Source organism: Flavobacterium geliluteum (genome assembly GCF_017948595.1).
Taxonomy (GTDB): Bacteria; Bacteroidota; Bacteroidia; order Flavobacteriales; family Flavobacteriaceae; genus Flavobacterium; species Flavobacterium flavipigmentatum.
Genome location: NZ_JAGFBV010000030.1, coordinates 36,090 through 54,006 on the forward strand (window position 1 = coordinate 36,090; position 17,917 = coordinate 54,006).

Consider the following 17,917-nt stretch of genomic DNA (forward strand, 5'->3'; position numbering starts at 1 on the left):
TGTGCCAAAATGTTTTACTTTGCAAGCATGAACTGGTACACCTATATAAAAGACTATCAATCGTATTTGCGAATCGAGAGAGGTTTGTCTAAAAATACGATCGAGAATTATAGTTTTGATATTGAACGGCTTTGTGTTTTTTTAGAAACCAATCAAATCGAGGTTTCGCCTGTAAAAATTAAAGAGGAAACTCTTCAGGACTTTATCTATGCCGTTGCCAAAGAGGTGAATCCTCGGTCGCAGGCCAGAATCATTTCTGGGCTAAAAAGTTTTTTTAATTATCTGGTTTTCGAAGATTATAGAATTGATAATCCGTTGGAGCTGGTAGAAAGCCCTAAAACAGGTAGAAAACTTCCTGATACCTTATCGGTTGAAGAAATTGACCGACTTATTGAGGCAATTGATTTAAGCTCGAATGAAGGAGAGCGAAATCGCGCTATGATGGAAACTTTATACGGTTGCGGCCTTCGTGTCTCGGAGTTGATAGCCCTAAAAATATCAGATTTATTTTTTGATGAAGGTTTTATAAAAGTGACAGGAAAAGGAAATAAAGAACGATTTGTGCCTATTGGTATGCAAACTCAGCACTATATTGAGCTTTACCGAAAAACGGTCAGAATACATCAAACTATTAAAAAAGGCGCCGAGGATACTTTGTTTTTAAACCGCAGAGGCAATCAGCTTACAAGGGCAATGATTTTTACGATCATCAAAGATTTGGCATCCAAAATCAATTTAAATAAAAATATTAGTCCACATACGTTACGCCATTCCTTCGCAACACATTTGCTCGAAAATGGTGCCGATTTGCGGTCTATTCAGTTAATGTTAGGGCATGAATCTATTACAACAACAGAAATCTATGTACATTTAGACCGGCGTTTTTTAAAAGATATCGTCAATAATTTTCATCCTAGAAAATAATGTGTATATTTATACTATATTTCGTATTAATTTATTTGTAATAATAACCCTTTATTGAATGTATTGCTGATTGTTTTAGGTCCTGAAGATTGATAATTTATTCCATAAATATGGCTTTTGATTTAAATGAAAATGATGACTGTGTGAAAGCAAATAACTTTTATAAAAAATTATTTGCTCAGATTCCCTATTTTTTTTTCCAGTTGGTAGTCGATTCCAACTTTAATTACTCTCTTCCTTTCGTCAGTAAATCGGTAAGGGAAATTTTTGAATTGAATGATGAAGACTTCTTAAAAAATACCGAACTGATGCTTCACGGAAGAATTTTTCATCTTGATAAACAACGTTTTTTTGATAGTTTTCTAGCCTCAAAAAAAGAGTTGGTAACATGGGAAATGGAGTTTAGAGTGGTCTTGCCGCAGAAAGGATTAAGATGGTTTAAGATAATGGCCACGCCCGAAAAGACTGCTGAAGATAGTGTTGTTTTTCTAGGTCATGTTTCGGATGTAAGTGATTTAAAGGAACATGAATTGCAGCTTAAAATTTCTGAAGAACGATTTAAATTTGCGCTTGAAGCTTCTACGGCCGGAATTTGGGATTGGAATTTGGTTACCAATGATGTTTTCTATTCTTCGCTTTCGCTGAAGATTTTAGAGTTAGATTCTGCTGATGTAATGGATAATCCCGAGCGTTGGGATAAGATTGTGCATCCAGATGATTTGAATAAATATTATGCCGACATTCACGAACATTTTGATAATAAAATTCCGTTTTATGAAAATTATCATCGTGTAATGACTTCCAACGGAAAATACAAATGGATTTTGGATCGCGGTAAGGTAATCGAAAGGGATTCCAGCGGATCGCCTTTACGTGTTATTGGTACTCATACGGATGTTTCGGCTCAAAAAGAAAAAGAACTCGAACTTTTAAAAACCATGAAGTTGTACAGCGATCAAAACAGTCGCTTACTCAATTTTTCGCATATTGTTTCGCATAATTTACTAACACAGGCAGGTAATATAAAATCGATTTTAGACTTTATAGACGCCGATCAGAAGAAAGAAAACGTAGATGAAATGTTGCTCCATCTACGAACGATTTCTAATAGTTTAAACGATACTATTTCAGATCTGGCGCAAATTGTAAAAACGCAAACCAATATCAATATTATAGTAAAGTCGCTAAACTTGCATGAGTATATAAGCAGAACCATTACGGCTATCACGGGTTTTGAGAATCATGAAAATAAATTTACCGTTATAAATAATGTACCTGAATATGTTTTTATTGATTTTAATCCCGCTTATCTCGAGAGTGTGTTGTTAAATTTTGCTACAAATGCTCTAAAATATGCACATCCTCAGCGGGATCCTATTATTATTTTTGAGTTTTCGATAGAATCAGATGGTCATAAAGCCTTAAAAATAAAAGACAATGGACTGGGGATAGATTTGAATGTCTATGGCGATTTACTTTTCGGAATGTATAAGACATTTCATAAACACGAAGACGCAAGGGGTTTGGGTTTGTACATCATTAAAAACCAACTCGATGCGATGAAAGCCAGTGTCTCAGTGGAGAGCGAAGTAGGAGTTGGAACCACTTTTAAAATTATTTTTGATGATCTCTAAAATTCTTAAAACAAAAAAAGCTGTCAATCGACAGCTTTTTTTGTTTATAAAGAAGGAATTATTTCGCAATATTTACTGCTCTTGTTTCTCTAATTACCGTAACTTTTACCTGACCTGGATAAGTCATTTCTGTTTGAATTTTTTGTGAAATTTCAAAAGATAAATTGGCGGCGTTTTCATCAGAAACTTTTTCGCTTTCTACAATGACACGTAATTCTCTACCAGCCTGAATTGCATAAGCATTTTTAACTCCGTTGAATCCATAAGCAACTTCTTCAAGATCTTTTAAACGCTGAATGTAAGAATCTAAAACCTGACGTCTTGCGCCTGGTCTCGCTCCCGAAATAGCATCACAAACCTGAATAATAGGAGACAATAATGATTTCATTTCAATCTCATCGTGGTGTGCTCCAATTGCATTGCAAACTTCTTCTTTTTCACCATATTTCTCTGCCCATTGCATCCCTAATAAAGCGTGAGGCAAATCACTTTCTGTATCCGGAACTTTACCAATATCGTGAAGTAAACCAGCTCTTTTTGCCAGTTTTACATTCAATCCTAATTCGGCGGCCATGATACCACAAAGCTTAGAAACCTCTCTTGAGTGTTGTAGTAAGTTTTGTCCGTAAGAAGAACGGTATTTCATTCTACCCACAACTTTTATCAATTCAGGATGTAATCCGTGAATTCCTAAGTCGATAACGGTGCGTTTTCCAACTTCAATAATCTCATCGTCAATTTGTTTGGCTGTTTTTGCCACAACCTCTTCAATTCTTGCAGGGTGAATACGGCCGTCTGTCACTAATTTGTGTAAAGACAAACGAGCAATTTCTCTACGAACCGGATCAAAACAAGAAAGAATAATAGCCTCAGGTGTATCATCTACAATGATTTCTACCCCTGTTGCAGCTTCAAGAGCTCTAATGTTACGACCTTCACGACCAATAATTCTACCTTTTACATCGTCAGACTCAATATTGAATACAGAAACACAGTTTTCAACCGCTTCTTCCGTTCCAACTCTTTGTATCGTATTAATGATAATTTTCTTAGCTTCCTGTTGTGCAGTCAATTTTGCTTCTTCAATAGTATCCTGAATATGCGACATTGCTTTACTTTTGGCTTCGGCTTTCAAACCTTCTACCAATTGCTCTTTTGCTTCTTCTGCAGATAATCCCGAAATAACTTCTAATTGCTGTAATTGGCTTTTGTGTAATTTATCAACTTCGGCCTGTTTTTTGTCTAAAACTTCAATTTTGTTGTTGTATTCCTGTGTTTTAGCTTCAAAATCGTCGTTTACTTTTTTAGCTTTCGAAAGTTCATTCGAAATTTGTGATTCCTTGTCACGTACTCTCTTTTCTACTTCTGCTACTTTTTTGTCTCTCGCTAAAATTACTTGTTCGTGCTCTGATTTTAGTTCGATAAAACGCTCTTTTGCCTGAAGTATTTTATCTTTTTTGATGTTTTCGGCTTCTAAATTGGCATCTTTTAAAATTGACGCTGCTTCCTTTTTTGCGTTTTTTATTAAGTTTGAAATATTGCTTTTTTCGATAATTTTAGCTATTCCAAAACCTCCTGCAATACCTATTATACCTGAAATAATGATCGTTATAATGTCCATGTTTGTTAAAATTTATATATAAAAAAAGCCTACATTAATTGCTTGAATAAACTCGTAAAGACAAGTTTTGAGCTAACTCACTGTTCAAGTTTCCTTGCCAAAGCAGGGCATGCTATAGTAGTGATGATTCGCTCATTCTAAATTGTTAGTGTTGAGTTTACCAAAAAATGAACTAATGTAGGCAGTATCTTAGTTGCTGTAAAGAACGTTTAATTTTCGAGATATTGATCTAAAAGCGAATTTAATCTTTTAATTCTGTCAATGGTTGCTACTCCATCAACTGCGCTGTCAATTTGTTTTTGTTCTACTTGCGAAGCAAATTGTAAGGCACACATCGCCAACACATCCTGTTTGTCACGAACAGCATAATTCTCCTCGAATTGCTTGATCATAGCATCAATTTTTTTTGAAGCACTTCGCAGTCCTTCTTCCTGATTGGGTTCAACCGTGAGCGGATAGACTCTGTCTGCAATTGATATTTTGATTCTTAGCTTTCCGTCCATGTGTCTAATCTGATAATTGCGCTATACAGTAATCAATTTCGCGAATTAATGAATTTATCTTAAGCTTTGTCTCTCTCTTATTATTGTCACTGCCCAGTAACGAATTGGCTATTTTAAGTGTATCATATTGCTTTTGCAAAGCCTCAATTTCTTCAGATTGTTTCTGGATAATTTGCGCAGCTTTGGTGAGTTCTAATCGTAAGTCTTGATTGTTTTTCTCTAAACCTTTTATTTTCGAAAAAAGTTTTTCGACTTTATATTCAAGAGTATCAATTATTTCGGCAATTACACTCATTATAAATCCTATTCATTACTTAATCATACAAAGTTAGTATTCCTTTTTATTAATGCAATTTTTTATCGATTTTTTTACATTAAAAATAGATAAATAAATGAAATTCAAACAATTGTATTTTTATCGATTTTTTAAGCTTTTTTGGGTCTTATTTTTTATCTTAGCAAAAAGCTTACCCATGAAACTGACTATTTTTTCCTTGTTATTTTGCAATTTCATTTTTTCGCAGACAGAATATCCTAAAGATTATTTCCGTTCACCGCTTGATATTCCGATGCAGCTTTCTGGAAATTTTGGAGAACTTAGACCAAATCATTTTCATGCTGGTTTCGACTTAAAAACCAATCAAAGAGAAGGCTTAAATGTTTACGCTGTGGCGGATGGCTATGTTTCGAGAATAAAAATTTCTACTTTCGGAAACGGTAAATGCATTTATATTACGCACCCAAACGGTTATACTTCTGTATACGGACACTTGCAGAATCCGGTTGGCGCCATTAAGGATTATGTTCAAAAAAACCATTATAAAGAAAAAGCTTTCGAGATAGAGTTGTTTCCAAAACCTGATGAGTTGCCCGTGACAAAAGGACAAATAATTGCGCTTTCCGGCAATACGGGTTCTTCTGAAGGCCCGCATTTGCATTTCGAATTTCGTGATTCTAAAACCGAATTTATAATCAATCCGCTATTTTTTGGGTTTGATAAAGAATTAAAAGATACCAAAAAACCAACTATTTCGAGTTTATACGTTTATCCACTAAAAAATACCGTCGTAAATCAGTCAAAACTACCTTTACTGCTGAATCTTTCTCTTCAAAAAGACGGAACGTATCTTGCCAATAAAGTAAAAGCCAACGGAGCAATTGGTTTTGGAATCAATACGGTCGATTTTGATGATGTTTCCTTTAATAAAAATGGTGTTTATAATGTGACCGCTTTTTTAAACGGAAGCCAGAATTATCAATACACTTTCAACACCTATTCTTTTGATGAAATGAGGTATATTAATGCTTTTATAGATTATTCAAAATACAAAAAATCCGGTCAGCGCATTCAGAAACTTTTTATGGAAAAGCCTTTTGCCCTGAGCATTATCAAAACAGATTCGCTGCATGGGGAAATTCCTGTGGTTCCAAATTTAAGTTCGACTTACCGAGTTGAAGTTTCGGATTATTTTGGCAATCAAAATTCGGTAACAATTCCTGTAGAGTTTGATAATCTTTCACCAATCGTCAAGGCTGAAAATGAAACGGCGCCGTATTTTATTCGTTCAGACAAAGATGCTAATTTTGAAAAGGACAACATGTCGGTCTTTTTTCCTGCAGGCACATTTTATAATGATTTTAAAATGAATTTTGATGTAAAAAATAACCGAATTTACATTCACGACGATACGGTTCCGGCGCATTCTAATTTTACCATAACCATTCAGGATAGCACTTCTTACACAGCGGCGCAACGCGAGAAAGTCTTCATCGGAGAATTTACGGGAAATAGTATCAGCTATTATTCGACGACACAAAAAAATGGTGTTTTTTCAACTAAATCTAAAATTTTAGGACAATATGGTTTGGCGATCGATACAATTGCTCCTACAATAAAAATACTAAAACCGATTCAGGACAAATGGATTTCGGAGATGAAAACGATTCAATTTATAATTAATGATAATTTGTCAGGGATAAAATCGTATAACGGATATCTAAATGGAAACTGGATTTTGTTTGAATATGATAATAAAACGAGAAAAATCACCCATAAATTTGATGATACTTTATTGGCGGAAGGGGCTAATGATTTAAAAATTGAAGTGGTCGATAATATGGGTAATTCTGCTATCTTTGAGACTCATTTTTTTAGAAGTCAACAAAAATAAAATCATAAAGATTGAATAATAATAAGTTACTTTTTGTTTTCCTTTTTTTAGGCATTGGTTATTTTTCGATGGCGCAAAATGCTCGTGTAAAAGGAGTTATTTTAGATATTGAAAATCATCCGGTAACTGATGTTAATATTTCCTGTTCCGGAAATGTTTCGCAATCAGATGCGAAGGGTTTTTTTGAAATTGAAGTGGCTTCGAATAAAAAAACAGTTTTGGTTTTTACACATATTTCATTAAAAATGATGACCTTAACGGTTACTTTAAAGCCAAATGAAACGTTTGTTTTTAATCCCGTAATGAGTGGATCAGAAGAACAAATGGGCGAAGTTTTTGTAAGTTCTCGAAACAAAAAACGCGTACAAGGCATCACGATTATCAATTCAGAAACCATCAGAAAAATTCCGGGTGCCAACGCCGGAATCGAGAATATCCTTAAAACATTACCGGGTGTAAATTCTAATAACGAATTGAGTACGCAGTATGCCGTTCGCGGGGGAAATTATGATGAGAATTTAGTGTATGTAAACGAAATTGAAGTCTATCGTCCTTTCTTAATAAGGTCAGGGCAGCAAGAAGGTCTGAGTTTTACAAATACTGATTTGGTACAAAATATAGATTTTTCTGCGGGAGGATTTTCGGCCAAATTTGGCGATAAATTGTCTTCGGTTTTAGACATTACATACAGAAAACCAACCCAATTTGGAGCTGTTCTCGAAGCAAGTTTTCTTGGCGGAAGCTTTGCAGTTGATGCCGTTTCTAAAAATAAAAAATGGTCTGCCGTAACAGGTGTTCGCTATCGAAATAATAGCCTTTTGGTAAACAGTCAGGATACGCAAACCAATTACACGCCAACTTTTGCAGATATTCAGACGAATATAAATTACGATATTTCAGAGAAATGGCAAATGAGTTTTTTAGGGAATATTTCGCAAAATAAATATTTGTATCGTCCTCTAACCCGGGAAACAAAATTTGGAACAATAGACCAGCCAATGGCGCTTGCCGTATATTATGAAGGTCAGGAAAAAGATCAGTACGATACTTATTTTGGTGCTTTTAAAACCATTTACAAGGTATCGCAAAGTTTTAATTTGAAGCTGATAAGTTCCCTATTTCATACAACCGAACAAGAACATTTTGATATTTTGGCGCAATATCGTTTAGGTAATGTAAATCCGGATGGGACAACAAATCCTGATGATGTAGATTTTACACGTGGAATAGGTTCTCAGCTTAATCATGCGCGAAACGATTTAGATGCTTTGATTGCCAATATTGAAATCAAAGGTTTTAAAGAATGGCAAAATAGTGAGTTAGAATTTGGTTTAAAATATACCCGAGAATCCATTCGTGACCGAATAGTCGAGTGGGAAGTAATTGATTCGGCAGGGTTTTCTATAAATCCGCCAATTATCGTTTTGCCCCGAAATAATCAGCCCGATGTGCCTTATACTGGGCCGCTTTTGCCTTATCAGGATATTCGTGCGACTAATTTTAATACAATCAATCGATTTTCGGGTTTCACTCAGTGGAGCAATAAAGGAGATTTGGGTTCCAATCAGATTTGGTACACTATCGGTGCTCGTTTTCAGAGCTGGCAGGTGAGTGGTGCTGCCGTAGAAGGCAAAAATCAAGCGGTTTTTAGTCCGCGTGCGCAATTTGCCATCAAACCCGATTGGGAAAAGGATATGGTTTTTAGAGTTTCGGGAGGATTGTACTATCAGCCTCCTTTTTACAGAGAACTTCGGGATGCTGAAGGAGTTGTGAATCCTAATGTAAAAGCGCAGCAATCTGTTCATTTTGTGCTGAGCAATGATTATAGTTTTAAGATGTGGGACCGCCCTTTTAAATGGGTTACAGAGCTTTATTATAAATCGCTTACAGATGTCAATACCTATTCTATCGACAATGTGCGCATTCGTTACGTAGCAGATAATAATGCAAAAGCATACGCACAAGGACTTGACTTTAGATTGAATGGTGAGTTTGTTCCCGGAACTGAATCGTGGATTAGTTTTGGCTATTTAAAAACGGAAGAAAATTACCAAAATAAGGGATTTATAGCGCGTCCAACCGATCAAAGGTTGAAGTTTGCGATGTTGTTTCAGGATTATATGCCGAACATTCCGAGTGTAAAGTTATATCTAAATTTGGTTTACAATACTGGTTTACCAGGAGGTTCACCCTCATACTCTGATCCCTATTTATATCAAAACCGACTGAATGATTATCGTAGAGTAGATGTTGGCTTTTCTAAAGTTTTTGTAGATACCAATACAAAAGTAGCCAAAGCCAATTGGCTGAAAAACTTCAAGGAATTGTCATTAGGTTTAGAGATTTTCAATTTGTTTAACAATCAAAATGCGATAACCAATACATGGGTGCGTGATGTGTATTCTAAAAATCAATATGCCATTCCGAATTACATGACTTCGAGAGTTTTTAATTTAAAACTGAACGCAAGGTTGTAAATGGATAAAAAACTTAAAAGAAGGAAAATTTTTTACGTTCCGGGAATGATTTCTTTGATTTTTATTCCTTTTATGTGTCTTTATTATTTTTATAAAGTTGATGCTTTTAAGGTTTATGGTTCTTTGGAATTCGGCATTCCTGATAAAGAAGATTTTGAAAAATATAAAGTTGAAGATTTAAGAAAATATAAGACTTTTAGTTTTAACGAAAAGAAATCAAAACAGAAACAACAGTTAAACGAATTGAGATTCTTCACCCGTGATTTAGTGAAAAGATTTGATAGTATAAATGGAGCTAAAATTCATTTCGGATCAAAAACAGATTATGATACTTTTGTCAGTGTAATGGATATAATGGTTGAAGAAAAAATGCCTGTTTGGGCATTGTTTTCAGACAATATGTATGCATTCGCACATGCAAAGCCGAAAAAGAAACACGGGTTTATTTGTGGAACTATGGCAAATACAAGAGAAAATACACTTAGAATAGAAGAAGAAAATCAAAAAAAAGAACTTCATGTTTTTCAAGTTTCTTTTTTCAAAGAACAATGGATTCTTTTTCTAGGCTATCTCGGAATTGCACTTCTCAATATCTTCGCTCTAGTAAAATTCAATAAAAACAAATAATACAATCAAAAATACTATATTTGATATTCTAATAGAATTTTGTCAATGAAAAATTATTTTAAATATATAGCCCTAGTAATCGTTGGAACCTTAATGAGTTGCAAAGACGAAGTTCAGAAACCAAAAGTAATTTATGATGGTTCGAGTAAAGTAAATGTAGCTGTTAAAACTGATTCTACGCAGATAGAAGTAGCAGATTTGCCCATTCAGATGGAAGGAACGAATTATTTGATCCATCCGGTTGGTGATTTACGCGTTTTCGAAAAAGGATCAAAGTCGCGATATGGCTCTTCAAGTGTTAATGATGTGAGTTTTACAATTTCGAATTTAGGGGAATATGAAATCACGGGTTATTTGCAAAATCTAAAATTTCAGGAGGTAAATTCAGACTCTATTCGACCTTTGTCTGACAAGCCAATTCTAATTTTAACAGCGACTTATTTAAAAGCGGTTGCCGATAAAACGCAAAATAAAATAATGGTGTATACCTTGACCGATTCTGACACCAATAAAGACGGCAAAATAGATACCGGAGATATCAAAACGTTGTACCTTAGTGATATTAGCGGGCAAAATTTCACGAAAGTGTCAACCGACTTAGAAGAATTGGTAGATTGGAGTTTGATCGAGTCTAAAAGCCGCTTGTATTTTAGAACTATTGAAGACACCAACCAAAATGGGCAGTTTGATAAAAACGATGTGTTGCATTATAATTATATCGATTTGACTGCTAAAAAATGGGAGGTTAAAAATTATAAACCAATCTGATCTAAGATGCTAAGGTTCTGAGATTCTGAGATTTTTTTTAAATCTTTCTAAATAAAATAAATCCTTTTAATCTCAGTAATCTGTGGCAAAAAAACTTAGTATCTTAGCAACTTAGAACCTTAGATTAAAATATCGCTTTCCAGATCTGATTTCTCGATCTCAAACCCAAAACCAAGTTGTTCCACCAGTTCGATCACCAATTTTTTGTACCAGTTTTCAGATTTGGGATGAATGTAAATTTTCTCAATTAACTGATTGAGGTCGACGTTTATTTTTAGACCATCATTTAGTTTTAGATTGCTTTTAGAAGTATCAGTAATAATGCGGAGTTCACGCTCGTACTGAAAACTTTTTCGCTTAAACAAAAACGGAAAAAACAAATCATCAAACGGAATGTATTCTTTTTTGTAGTCAATGTAGTTGACTTCGCCAATATATTGATCAAAATTATTCTCGGGATTTAATGCTTTTTGTAGCCTTCCAATCGTAGACTGAATCGCCAAACCTTCGCTATTTTGGGTAAATATTTGCCACATTGCAAACGATTCGTACTCGTTGATATGCCAACTGCTCACCGCTACTTTTTCGCGATGCGTTTTGTAATAATTAAGAAAGTCGGGATTGTCTTTTGCTAGCTTTTTAATTTCCTCAAAAGTAGGTTCACTAAAAGTACCTTCATATTGATCCTCAAATTTGTCAGAACGGGACATGAATAATTTCTTAGACAGTAATAAATCCAGGAATTTTGACAAATCCAAATACTTCCAAACTACTGTATCTTGATCTTCTGGCAATTTTATGTTTGGATTGTTAAGATACATTTTTGTCGATTTAATGGATGTTTAAAAAAACAAGCCACAGATTACAGGATTAAAATGATTTTTATTTCGTTAAAAAATTAATCTGCGTTAATCTTGTAATCTGTGATTAAAATTTTATTTATGATTCGAATGACTGCATCGTAACCAGTTTGTTGTAGGTGCCGTTATGCGCAATCAATTCGTCATGTGTTCCTTTTTCAACGATTTTTCCTTTTTGCATGACCACAATAATATCTGCTTTTTGAATGGTAGACAAACGGTGCGCAATGACGATCGAAGTTCTGTTTTGCATCATGTTTTCAAGAGCCACCTGTACAAATTTTTCGCTTTCGGTGTCTAATGCAGATGTTGCTTCATCCAAAATCATAATCGGAGGATTTTTTAGTACCGCTCGAGCAATCGATAAACGTTGTTTTTGACCACCCGAAAGTTTATTTCCGCTATCGCCAATATTGGTGTAGATGCCCAAAGGCAAATCTTTTACAAATTCGTAAGCATTCGCGATTTTCAGCGCTTCGAGAATTTCTTCATCGGAAGCATCCAATTTTCCTAAGGCGATATTGGCTTTGATTGTGTCATTAAACAAAATACTGTCTTGTGTAACCAGTCCCATCAAACCTCGAAGCGACTGCAAATTCATGTCTTTGATATTAATGCCGTCAATCGAAATGGTTCCGTCATTCACATCATAAAAACGAGTCAGTAGATTGGCAATGGTACTTTTTCCGCTTCCGGATTGCCCCACAAGTGCAACAGTTTGTCCTTTTTTGATTTGAAGTGAAAAGTCTTTTAAAACAGTTTCTTCTTCATACTTAAAATTGATGTTTTGAATCGTAATCTCGTGCTCAAAACCTGTTTTTTCGATAGCATCTGTTTTGCTTTGAATAGGATTTTCCTGATCTAGAATCTCCAGAACGCGATCGGCTGCTGCATTTCCTCTTTTGACACCATAAGAAGCTTTAGAAATTGCTTTTGCAGGTGTCAAAATATTATAGGCCAATCCCATGTAAGCAATAAATGAGGGTCCGTCAAGTGTTTTTTCAATCAAAACCATTTGCCCTCCATACCATAATAATACCGCAATAACCGTTATTCCCATAAACTCACTTGCGGGTGATGCTAAGTTTTGACGATTTCCGATACTATTAGACAACGCAAAAAAGCGTTCTGTAGAGTTTTGGAATACTTTATTAAAATAGTTTTCAGAATTGTACCCTTTTACTACTTTCAAGCCTCCAATAGTTTCTTCTATGGTAGATAAAAAAGTCCCTTGTTCCTGTTGTGCTTTGCTTGATTGTTTTTTAAGTTGCTTTCCGATCAGTGATATAACATACCCGGAAATAGGAATAAAAATGAATACAAATAAAGTAAGTTTAACGCTGATTAAAAGCATGGCAATTATCGTAAAAATAATAGTTAAAGGTTCTTTTACGATAAGTTCTAAAATCGCTAAAAATGAAGTTTGAACTTCATTCACATCAGCAGAAATTCTTGAAATAACATCACCTTTTCTTTTTTCAGAATAAAATGCTAGAGGCAATTCCAGTGTTTTTTTATATAATGCATTTCGCATATCTCTTAAAACGCCATTTCGCAAAAAAGTAATGAAAAACATCGCTAAATAATCAGCCAAATTTTTTAATAAAAATATAGAAATAATCAGCGTAACCATTACCGAAAGTACAAAACCAGGATTGCTAGGATCTGTGTTTTTTGTGATATAATAACTTAGATAATTTTCGCCATAATCTTTTATATGTGTAATTCCTTCGTAAGTTGGCATTGTATAATTCTTCTTTGTTTTATCAAATATAACCTGAAGCATCGGAATCAGTGCCATAAACGAAAGCGTACTGAAAAGCGCATACAAAACATTGAAAAAAATGTTTAAGAATGCGTATTTTTTATATGGATATATAAAAGGAACTATTTTTTTGAAATTACTCATTTAGGTCGTTTTTATCATTAAAACCCGACAATGTTTAAAACATGTCGGGTTTATGAAAAATATATTTTTTATTGTCTTAATTCAATTGCATTCCTGCAATGATATTTTGTATTTTATTATCTAAGAAACTTTCTGCTTCGTCAAAATGCTCTACCGAATCCAACTCGGCATTGACACTAATATAGAATTTAATTTTTGGTTCGGTACCGCTTGGTCTTGCGCAAATTTTCGAACCGTCTTCAGTATAATAAATTAATACATTCGATTTCGGAATATCCATTATAGATTCTTCGCCGGTCAATAAATTCAAAGCGATAGACGATTGATAATCTTCTACCATTATTACGCGTTGTCCACTAATTTCTTTCAAAGGATTTTGGCGTAAATCAATCATCATCTGGTTGATTTCTTCCAAGCCTTCGATTCCTTTTTTGGTTAGCGAAACCAAATATTCTTTGTAGAAACCATTTTCTACATACAATTGCAAAAGCTCTTTATAAACAGAGCTTCCGGCAGCTTTTGCTTGAGCAGCAACCTCGCAGATCAATAGGGTAGCGGCAACAGCATCTTTGTCTCTTACTGCGTCACCAACCATAAAACCAAAACTTTCTTCGCCACCACCAATAAATTGCAGTTCAGGAAAATCTTTAATCATTTTGGCAATCCATTTAAAACCGGTCAGGCCTACTTTGCATTCTACACCGTAGCTTGTTGCTAATTCCATCATCATCGGAGTCGAAACAATGGTAGAGCCCACAAATTGTTTTCCGTTAATTTTTCCGGCTTTTTTCCATTGTTTCAATAAAAAAGCAGTCATCAAAATCATGGTCTGATTTCCGTTAAGCAAAATCATTTTGCCTTCGTTATTTCTTACCGCAACACCCAAACGATCGCAGTCAGGATCAGTTCCTACCACAATATCAGAATTGGTTTTATCGGCCAGAGCCAATGCCATAGTCAGGGCTTCCGGTTCTTCTGGATTCGGTGATTTAACTGTTGGGAAATCACCATTGGGTATGGCTTGTTCAGGCACGATATGTACTTTGGTGTAACCCGCCTGAGATAAAGTGTCCGGAATCGATTTTATCGAGGTGCCGTGCAAAGAAGTAAAGACAACCTGTAAGTTTTCTTTCGCGGCAGCTGGTGTATTAAAACTGGCATTTTCGATAGAGGATTTTACAAACGCTTTATCAATTTCGGTATCAATATATTTAATTAAACTTTCGTTCGCATTAAATTTTATTTTATCGTAGTTTAAGCTTTCAATAACCTTAATAATCGCGGCATCTTCCGGAGGGACAATTTGTCCGCCGTCTTCCCAATATACTTTATATCCGTTGTATTCTGGTGGGTTATGCGATGCTGTAAGTACGATTCCGCATTGGCAATCTAGGTATTTTAGCGCAAAAGACAGCTCTGGAGTAGGTCTCAAATCAGAGAATAAATACACCTGAATTCCGTTGGCAGAAAAAACATCAGCCACCACTTTTGCCAAGGTATTACTATTATGGCGACAATCATACGCGATCACCACCTTTATGGGCTGATTCGGAAAAACTTCATGCAAATAATCCGAAAGACCTTGTGTGTTTTTCCCGAGCGTATATTTGTTAATTCTGTTGTTCCCAACGCCCATGACGCCTCGCATTCCGCCAGTTCCAAATTCCAGATTTTTATAAAAACTTTCCTCTAGTTCCTTGGGCGATGTAGTCATTAATTCCTTAACGGCATCTTGTGTTTCTTTATCAAATGTTGGTGTTAACCATTCATTTACAGCATTCAAAATCGGAGCTTCAATATTCATATTCTATATTTTTTACAATTAAAATAAAAAAAATAATTGTGGTATTTAGGAGCTATTTCCTGCTGTCCGCTTTATCTTTTTCTGTCTGAAAAAAGCCAGAAAAAGGATATCGCTTCCATCAGGGCTAGGGCTTTTGTATTAAAAATTAACTTCTCGAGATACTTTATAGCGTTCTTCGTTATTTTTAGTTCGTAAAATAATTTCGCCCAAAAATCCCGCCAGAAACAACTGAGTTCCCAAAATCATGGTGGTGAGTGCAATAAAAAACCAAGGATTACTGGTTACCAGGCTGTATCTCATTCCGTTGTACATGTGGTACAATTTTGAAACTCCAATATAACCAGCTAATAAAAATCCTATGATAAACATCAACGAGCCCATCGCACCAAATAAATGCATCGGTCTTTTTCCGAATCTCGATAAAAACCAAATTGTAATCAAGTCAAGAAAACCGTTGATGAATCGCTCCATCCCAAATTTGGTCTCACCATATTTACGGGCCTGATGAATCACCACTTTTTCTCCAATTTTATTAAAGCCTGCATTTTTTGCCAAAACCGGAATGTATCGGTGCATTTCGCCCGAAACTTCTATGTTTTTTACAACAGTATTTTTGTACGCTTTTAAGCCGCAATTAAAATCATTCAATTCAACTCCTGATGTTTTTCGTGCTGCCCAATTAAATAATTTAGAAGGAAGGTTCTTTGCAACAACAGAGTCGTAACGCTTTTTTTTCCAACCCGAAACCAAATCAAATTTTTGATCGGTAATCATTTCATACAATCCCGGAATTTCGTCCGGACTGTCTTGCAAATCGGCATCCATTGTTATAATAACATCGCCTTTTGCTTTGGCAAAACCAGCGTGTAAAGCCTGAGATTTACCAAAATTCTTCATAAAACGAATGCCTTTTACATTCGAATTTTCATTAGAAAAACCTTCAATAATAGTCCAAGAATTGTCTGTACTTCCATCATCAACAAAGATGATTTCATAAGAGTAATTATTAGATTGCATCACCTTAATAATCCAAGAATAAAGTTCTTGCAGTGATTCCTCTTCGTTGAGAAGCGGGATAAGTATAGATAAATTCATTTATTTTTTATTATAAACTTTTAAGGTTTGTCATTTTTGACGATGGCTCCGATGATTAAGGAATATATCAGGCCGAAAAAGGAATACATAACAAGTGTTGCCGGAAAAACAATAAACGGATTCATGAATTTTTTGACCATGCCAAGACCCATTTCTAATTCTTTTGCACTTACTTGTGGGTTTTTGGCAATCATTCCATCTCGGGTAATTTCCAACATTTCATTAATAAATTCAGGAAATATAAGGTTAAAAATCAAATTGAAAATAGCGTAAATTAAAGCAGCTACAACCGTTATCGAAACTCCGGTTTTTAAGGATTCAGAAAAAGATATAAATCCGTTATTGATATCTTTTTTGTAATGGTTGCAACCTAAATATATAAATATGATAGGTAAAACCAAATAATTAGCAATGTTGACAATCATTCCCGCACTTGAGTTCATTAATGATTTCATGCCAATCACATACATAACGACAAATTCTAAAACCATTATGACACCGAACAAAACACCATACAAAATTCCTGACTTGGCAGGAGATATATTTTTATCCATAATAATAAAATTTATTAATCTACAAATATAGCAATTCCCAATATATAGAACGGTAAAAAATGCTTTTCGATTTTAATTAAAAAAAGTGATACAAAGATTTGTTTATTAAAAAATAATTGTAAATTTGCACACTCAAAAATAATTAAATTTTTAAACAAAAAAAGAGTAGTGCTGTTTACACCTTTTTCTAACCACGGAAAAGCTTCAAAATATAAATGCTCTAAACAATAAATAAAAAGAAAGATGAAAAAAGGAATTCACCCAGAAAATTACAGATTAGTTGCATTTAAAGACATGTCAAATGACGATGTATTTATTACTAAATCTACTGCAGATACTAGAGAAACAATTGAAGTAGACGGAGTAGAGTATCCGGTTGTAAAAATGGAGATTTCTAGAACATCTCACCCTTTTTATACTGGTAAATCTAAACTTATCGATACTGCAGGACGTATTGATAAATTCAAAACTAAATATGCTAAGCTTGCTAAAAAATAATAGCTCGCTGCTTACTATACTAAAGCCTTCCATTCGGGAGGCTTTTTTTATGGACAATTTTATATGTTTTTAAAATTTAACCGCAAGGCGCGCAAAGATTTTTTATCTGGTAGTATGTTTGAAAAACATAAAGTTCGCAAAGCTTTGTGTCGATCTAGCTTTGCGAACTTTGTCTTTTTTATAAAAATACAATAGCAAAAATCTTTGCGCGCCTTGCGGTTAAATAATTAATTCAAGTTGCTAGTTTCTATAGTATAAAAAACAAAGCAGAGGTTTAGTAAATTTGTTTTGCGAACCAATAAACCTCACCAATGCTTTGTAAAGACAAAATTATATCAATTTTTCGTTTAATAGATGATATTTTGCAAGGAATTAATCATGTAGATGATGTTAGAAGACAAGTTTGTGATAGTGAAATTATCTTAACGGCAATTGTTTCCTCTACAAGTTTTTATGGCAATCATTGCTCAGC

General features: G+C 34.5%; 15 protein-coding genes and 1 pseudogene. 8 read left to right on the plus strand and 8 right to left on the minus strand.

Annotation, left to right across the window (positions count from 1 at the left end; all coding sequences use genetic code 11):
* Positions 1-27: 27 nt before the first annotated feature.
* Positions 28-924, plus strand: coding sequence for a site-specific tyrosine recombinase XerD (gene xerD / locus J3495_RS16105; protein ID WP_210667579.1), 897 nt, complete (start codon positions 28-30; stop codon positions 922-924).
* A gap of 110 nt (positions 925-1,034) precedes the next feature.
* Positions 1,035-2,558 (plus strand): sensor histidine kinase, encoded by a 1,524-nt coding sequence (locus J3495_RS16110; protein ID WP_210667566.1) that lies wholly within the window; start codon positions 1,035-1,037, stop codon positions 2,556-2,558.
* 58 nt (positions 2,559-2,616) lie between these two features.
* Here the strand turns inward: J3495_RS16110 and rny are convergent, their stop codons facing one another.
* From rny to J3495_RS16125, 3 genes are all read right to left on the minus strand, one after another.
* On the minus strand, positions 2,617-4,179 hold the full coding sequence (rny, locus tag J3495_RS16115; protein WP_210667567.1) for a ribonuclease Y: 1,563 nt from the start codon (positions 4,177-4,179) through the stop codon (positions 2,617-2,619).
* Between the two features lie 209 nt (positions 4,180-4,388).
* Positions 4,389-4,682, minus strand: coding sequence for a cell division protein ZapA (locus J3495_RS16120; protein WP_210667568.1), 294 nt, complete (start codon positions 4,680-4,682; stop codon positions 4,389-4,391).
* Between the two features lie 4 nt (positions 4,683-4,686).
* On the minus strand, positions 4,687-4,977 hold the full coding sequence (locus J3495_RS16125) for a hypothetical protein (RefSeq protein ID WP_210667569.1): 291 nt from the start codon (positions 4,975-4,977) through the stop codon (positions 4,687-4,689).
* 178 nt (positions 4,978-5,155) lie between these two features.
* Here J3495_RS16125 and J3495_RS16130 point away from each other — a divergent pair, with 178 nt between their 5' ends.
* From J3495_RS16130 to J3495_RS16145, 4 genes are all read left to right on the plus strand, one after another.
* Positions 5,156-6,853 carry a M23 family metallopeptidase gene (locus tag J3495_RS16130; RefSeq protein ID WP_210667570.1) on the plus strand — a complete coding sequence of 566 codons (1,698 nt, stop codon included), beginning with the start codon at positions 5,156-5,158 and terminating at the stop codon, positions 6,851-6,853.
* 68 nt (positions 6,854-6,921) lie between these two features.
* A complete protein-coding gene (locus J3495_RS16135; RefSeq protein ID WP_210667580.1) occupies positions 6,922-9,330 on the plus strand; it encodes a TonB-dependent receptor in 2,409 nt (802 codons plus the stop codon).
* Complete coding sequence (locus J3495_RS16140) at positions 9,331-9,957, plus strand: hypothetical protein (RefSeq protein ID WP_210667571.1); 627 nt, start codon at positions 9,331-9,333, stop codon at positions 9,955-9,957.
* Positions 9,958-10,002: 45 nt separating this feature from the next.
* Complete coding sequence (locus tag J3495_RS16145; RefSeq protein ID WP_210667572.1) at positions 10,003-10,725, plus strand: CREC-EF hand family protein; 723 nt, start codon at positions 10,003-10,005, stop codon at positions 10,723-10,725.
* A gap of 119 nt (positions 10,726-10,844) precedes the next feature.
* On the opposite strand, the gene J3495_RS16150 is transcribed toward J3495_RS16145, so the two are convergent.
* The 5 genes from J3495_RS16150 to J3495_RS16170 form a co-directional block, all read right to left on the minus strand.
* Positions 10,845-11,546 carry a hypothetical protein gene (locus J3495_RS16150; protein WP_210667573.1) on the minus strand — a complete coding sequence of 234 codons (702 nt, stop codon included), beginning with the start codon at positions 11,544-11,546 and terminating at the stop codon, positions 10,845-10,847.
* A gap of 118 nt (positions 11,547-11,664) precedes the next feature.
* Complete coding sequence (locus J3495_RS16155; RefSeq protein WP_210667574.1) at positions 11,665-13,494, minus strand: ABC transporter ATP-binding protein; 1,830 nt, start codon at positions 13,492-13,494, stop codon at positions 11,665-11,667.
* Positions 13,495-13,570: 76 nt separating this feature from the next.
* A complete protein-coding gene (locus J3495_RS16160) occupies positions 13,571-15,298 on the minus strand; it encodes a phospho-sugar mutase (RefSeq protein WP_210667575.1) in 1,728 nt (575 codons plus the stop codon).
* Positions 15,299-15,436: 138 nt separating this feature from the next.
* On the minus strand, positions 15,437-16,393 hold the full coding sequence (locus tag J3495_RS16165; protein ID WP_210667576.1) for a glycosyltransferase family 2 protein: 957 nt from the start codon (positions 16,391-16,393) through the stop codon (positions 15,437-15,439).
* 20 nt (positions 16,394-16,413) lie between these two features.
* Positions 16,414-16,947: a DUF4199 domain-containing protein gene (locus tag J3495_RS16170; protein ID WP_210667577.1), complete on the minus strand. Its 534-nt coding sequence runs from the start codon at positions 16,945-16,947 to the stop codon at positions 16,414-16,416.
* A 243-nt stretch (positions 16,948-17,190) separates the two neighbouring features.
* Here J3495_RS16170 and J3495_RS16175 point away from each other — a divergent pair, with 243 nt between their 5' ends.
* Positions 17,191-17,445: a type B 50S ribosomal protein L31 gene (locus tag J3495_RS16175; protein ID WP_210667578.1), complete on the plus strand. Its 255-nt coding sequence runs from the start codon at positions 17,191-17,193 to the stop codon at positions 17,443-17,445.
* Between the two features lie 311 nt (positions 17,446-17,756).
* Positions 17,757-17,917, plus strand: a pseudogene (locus J3495_RS19555) (IS982 family transposase); the annotation flags it as partial.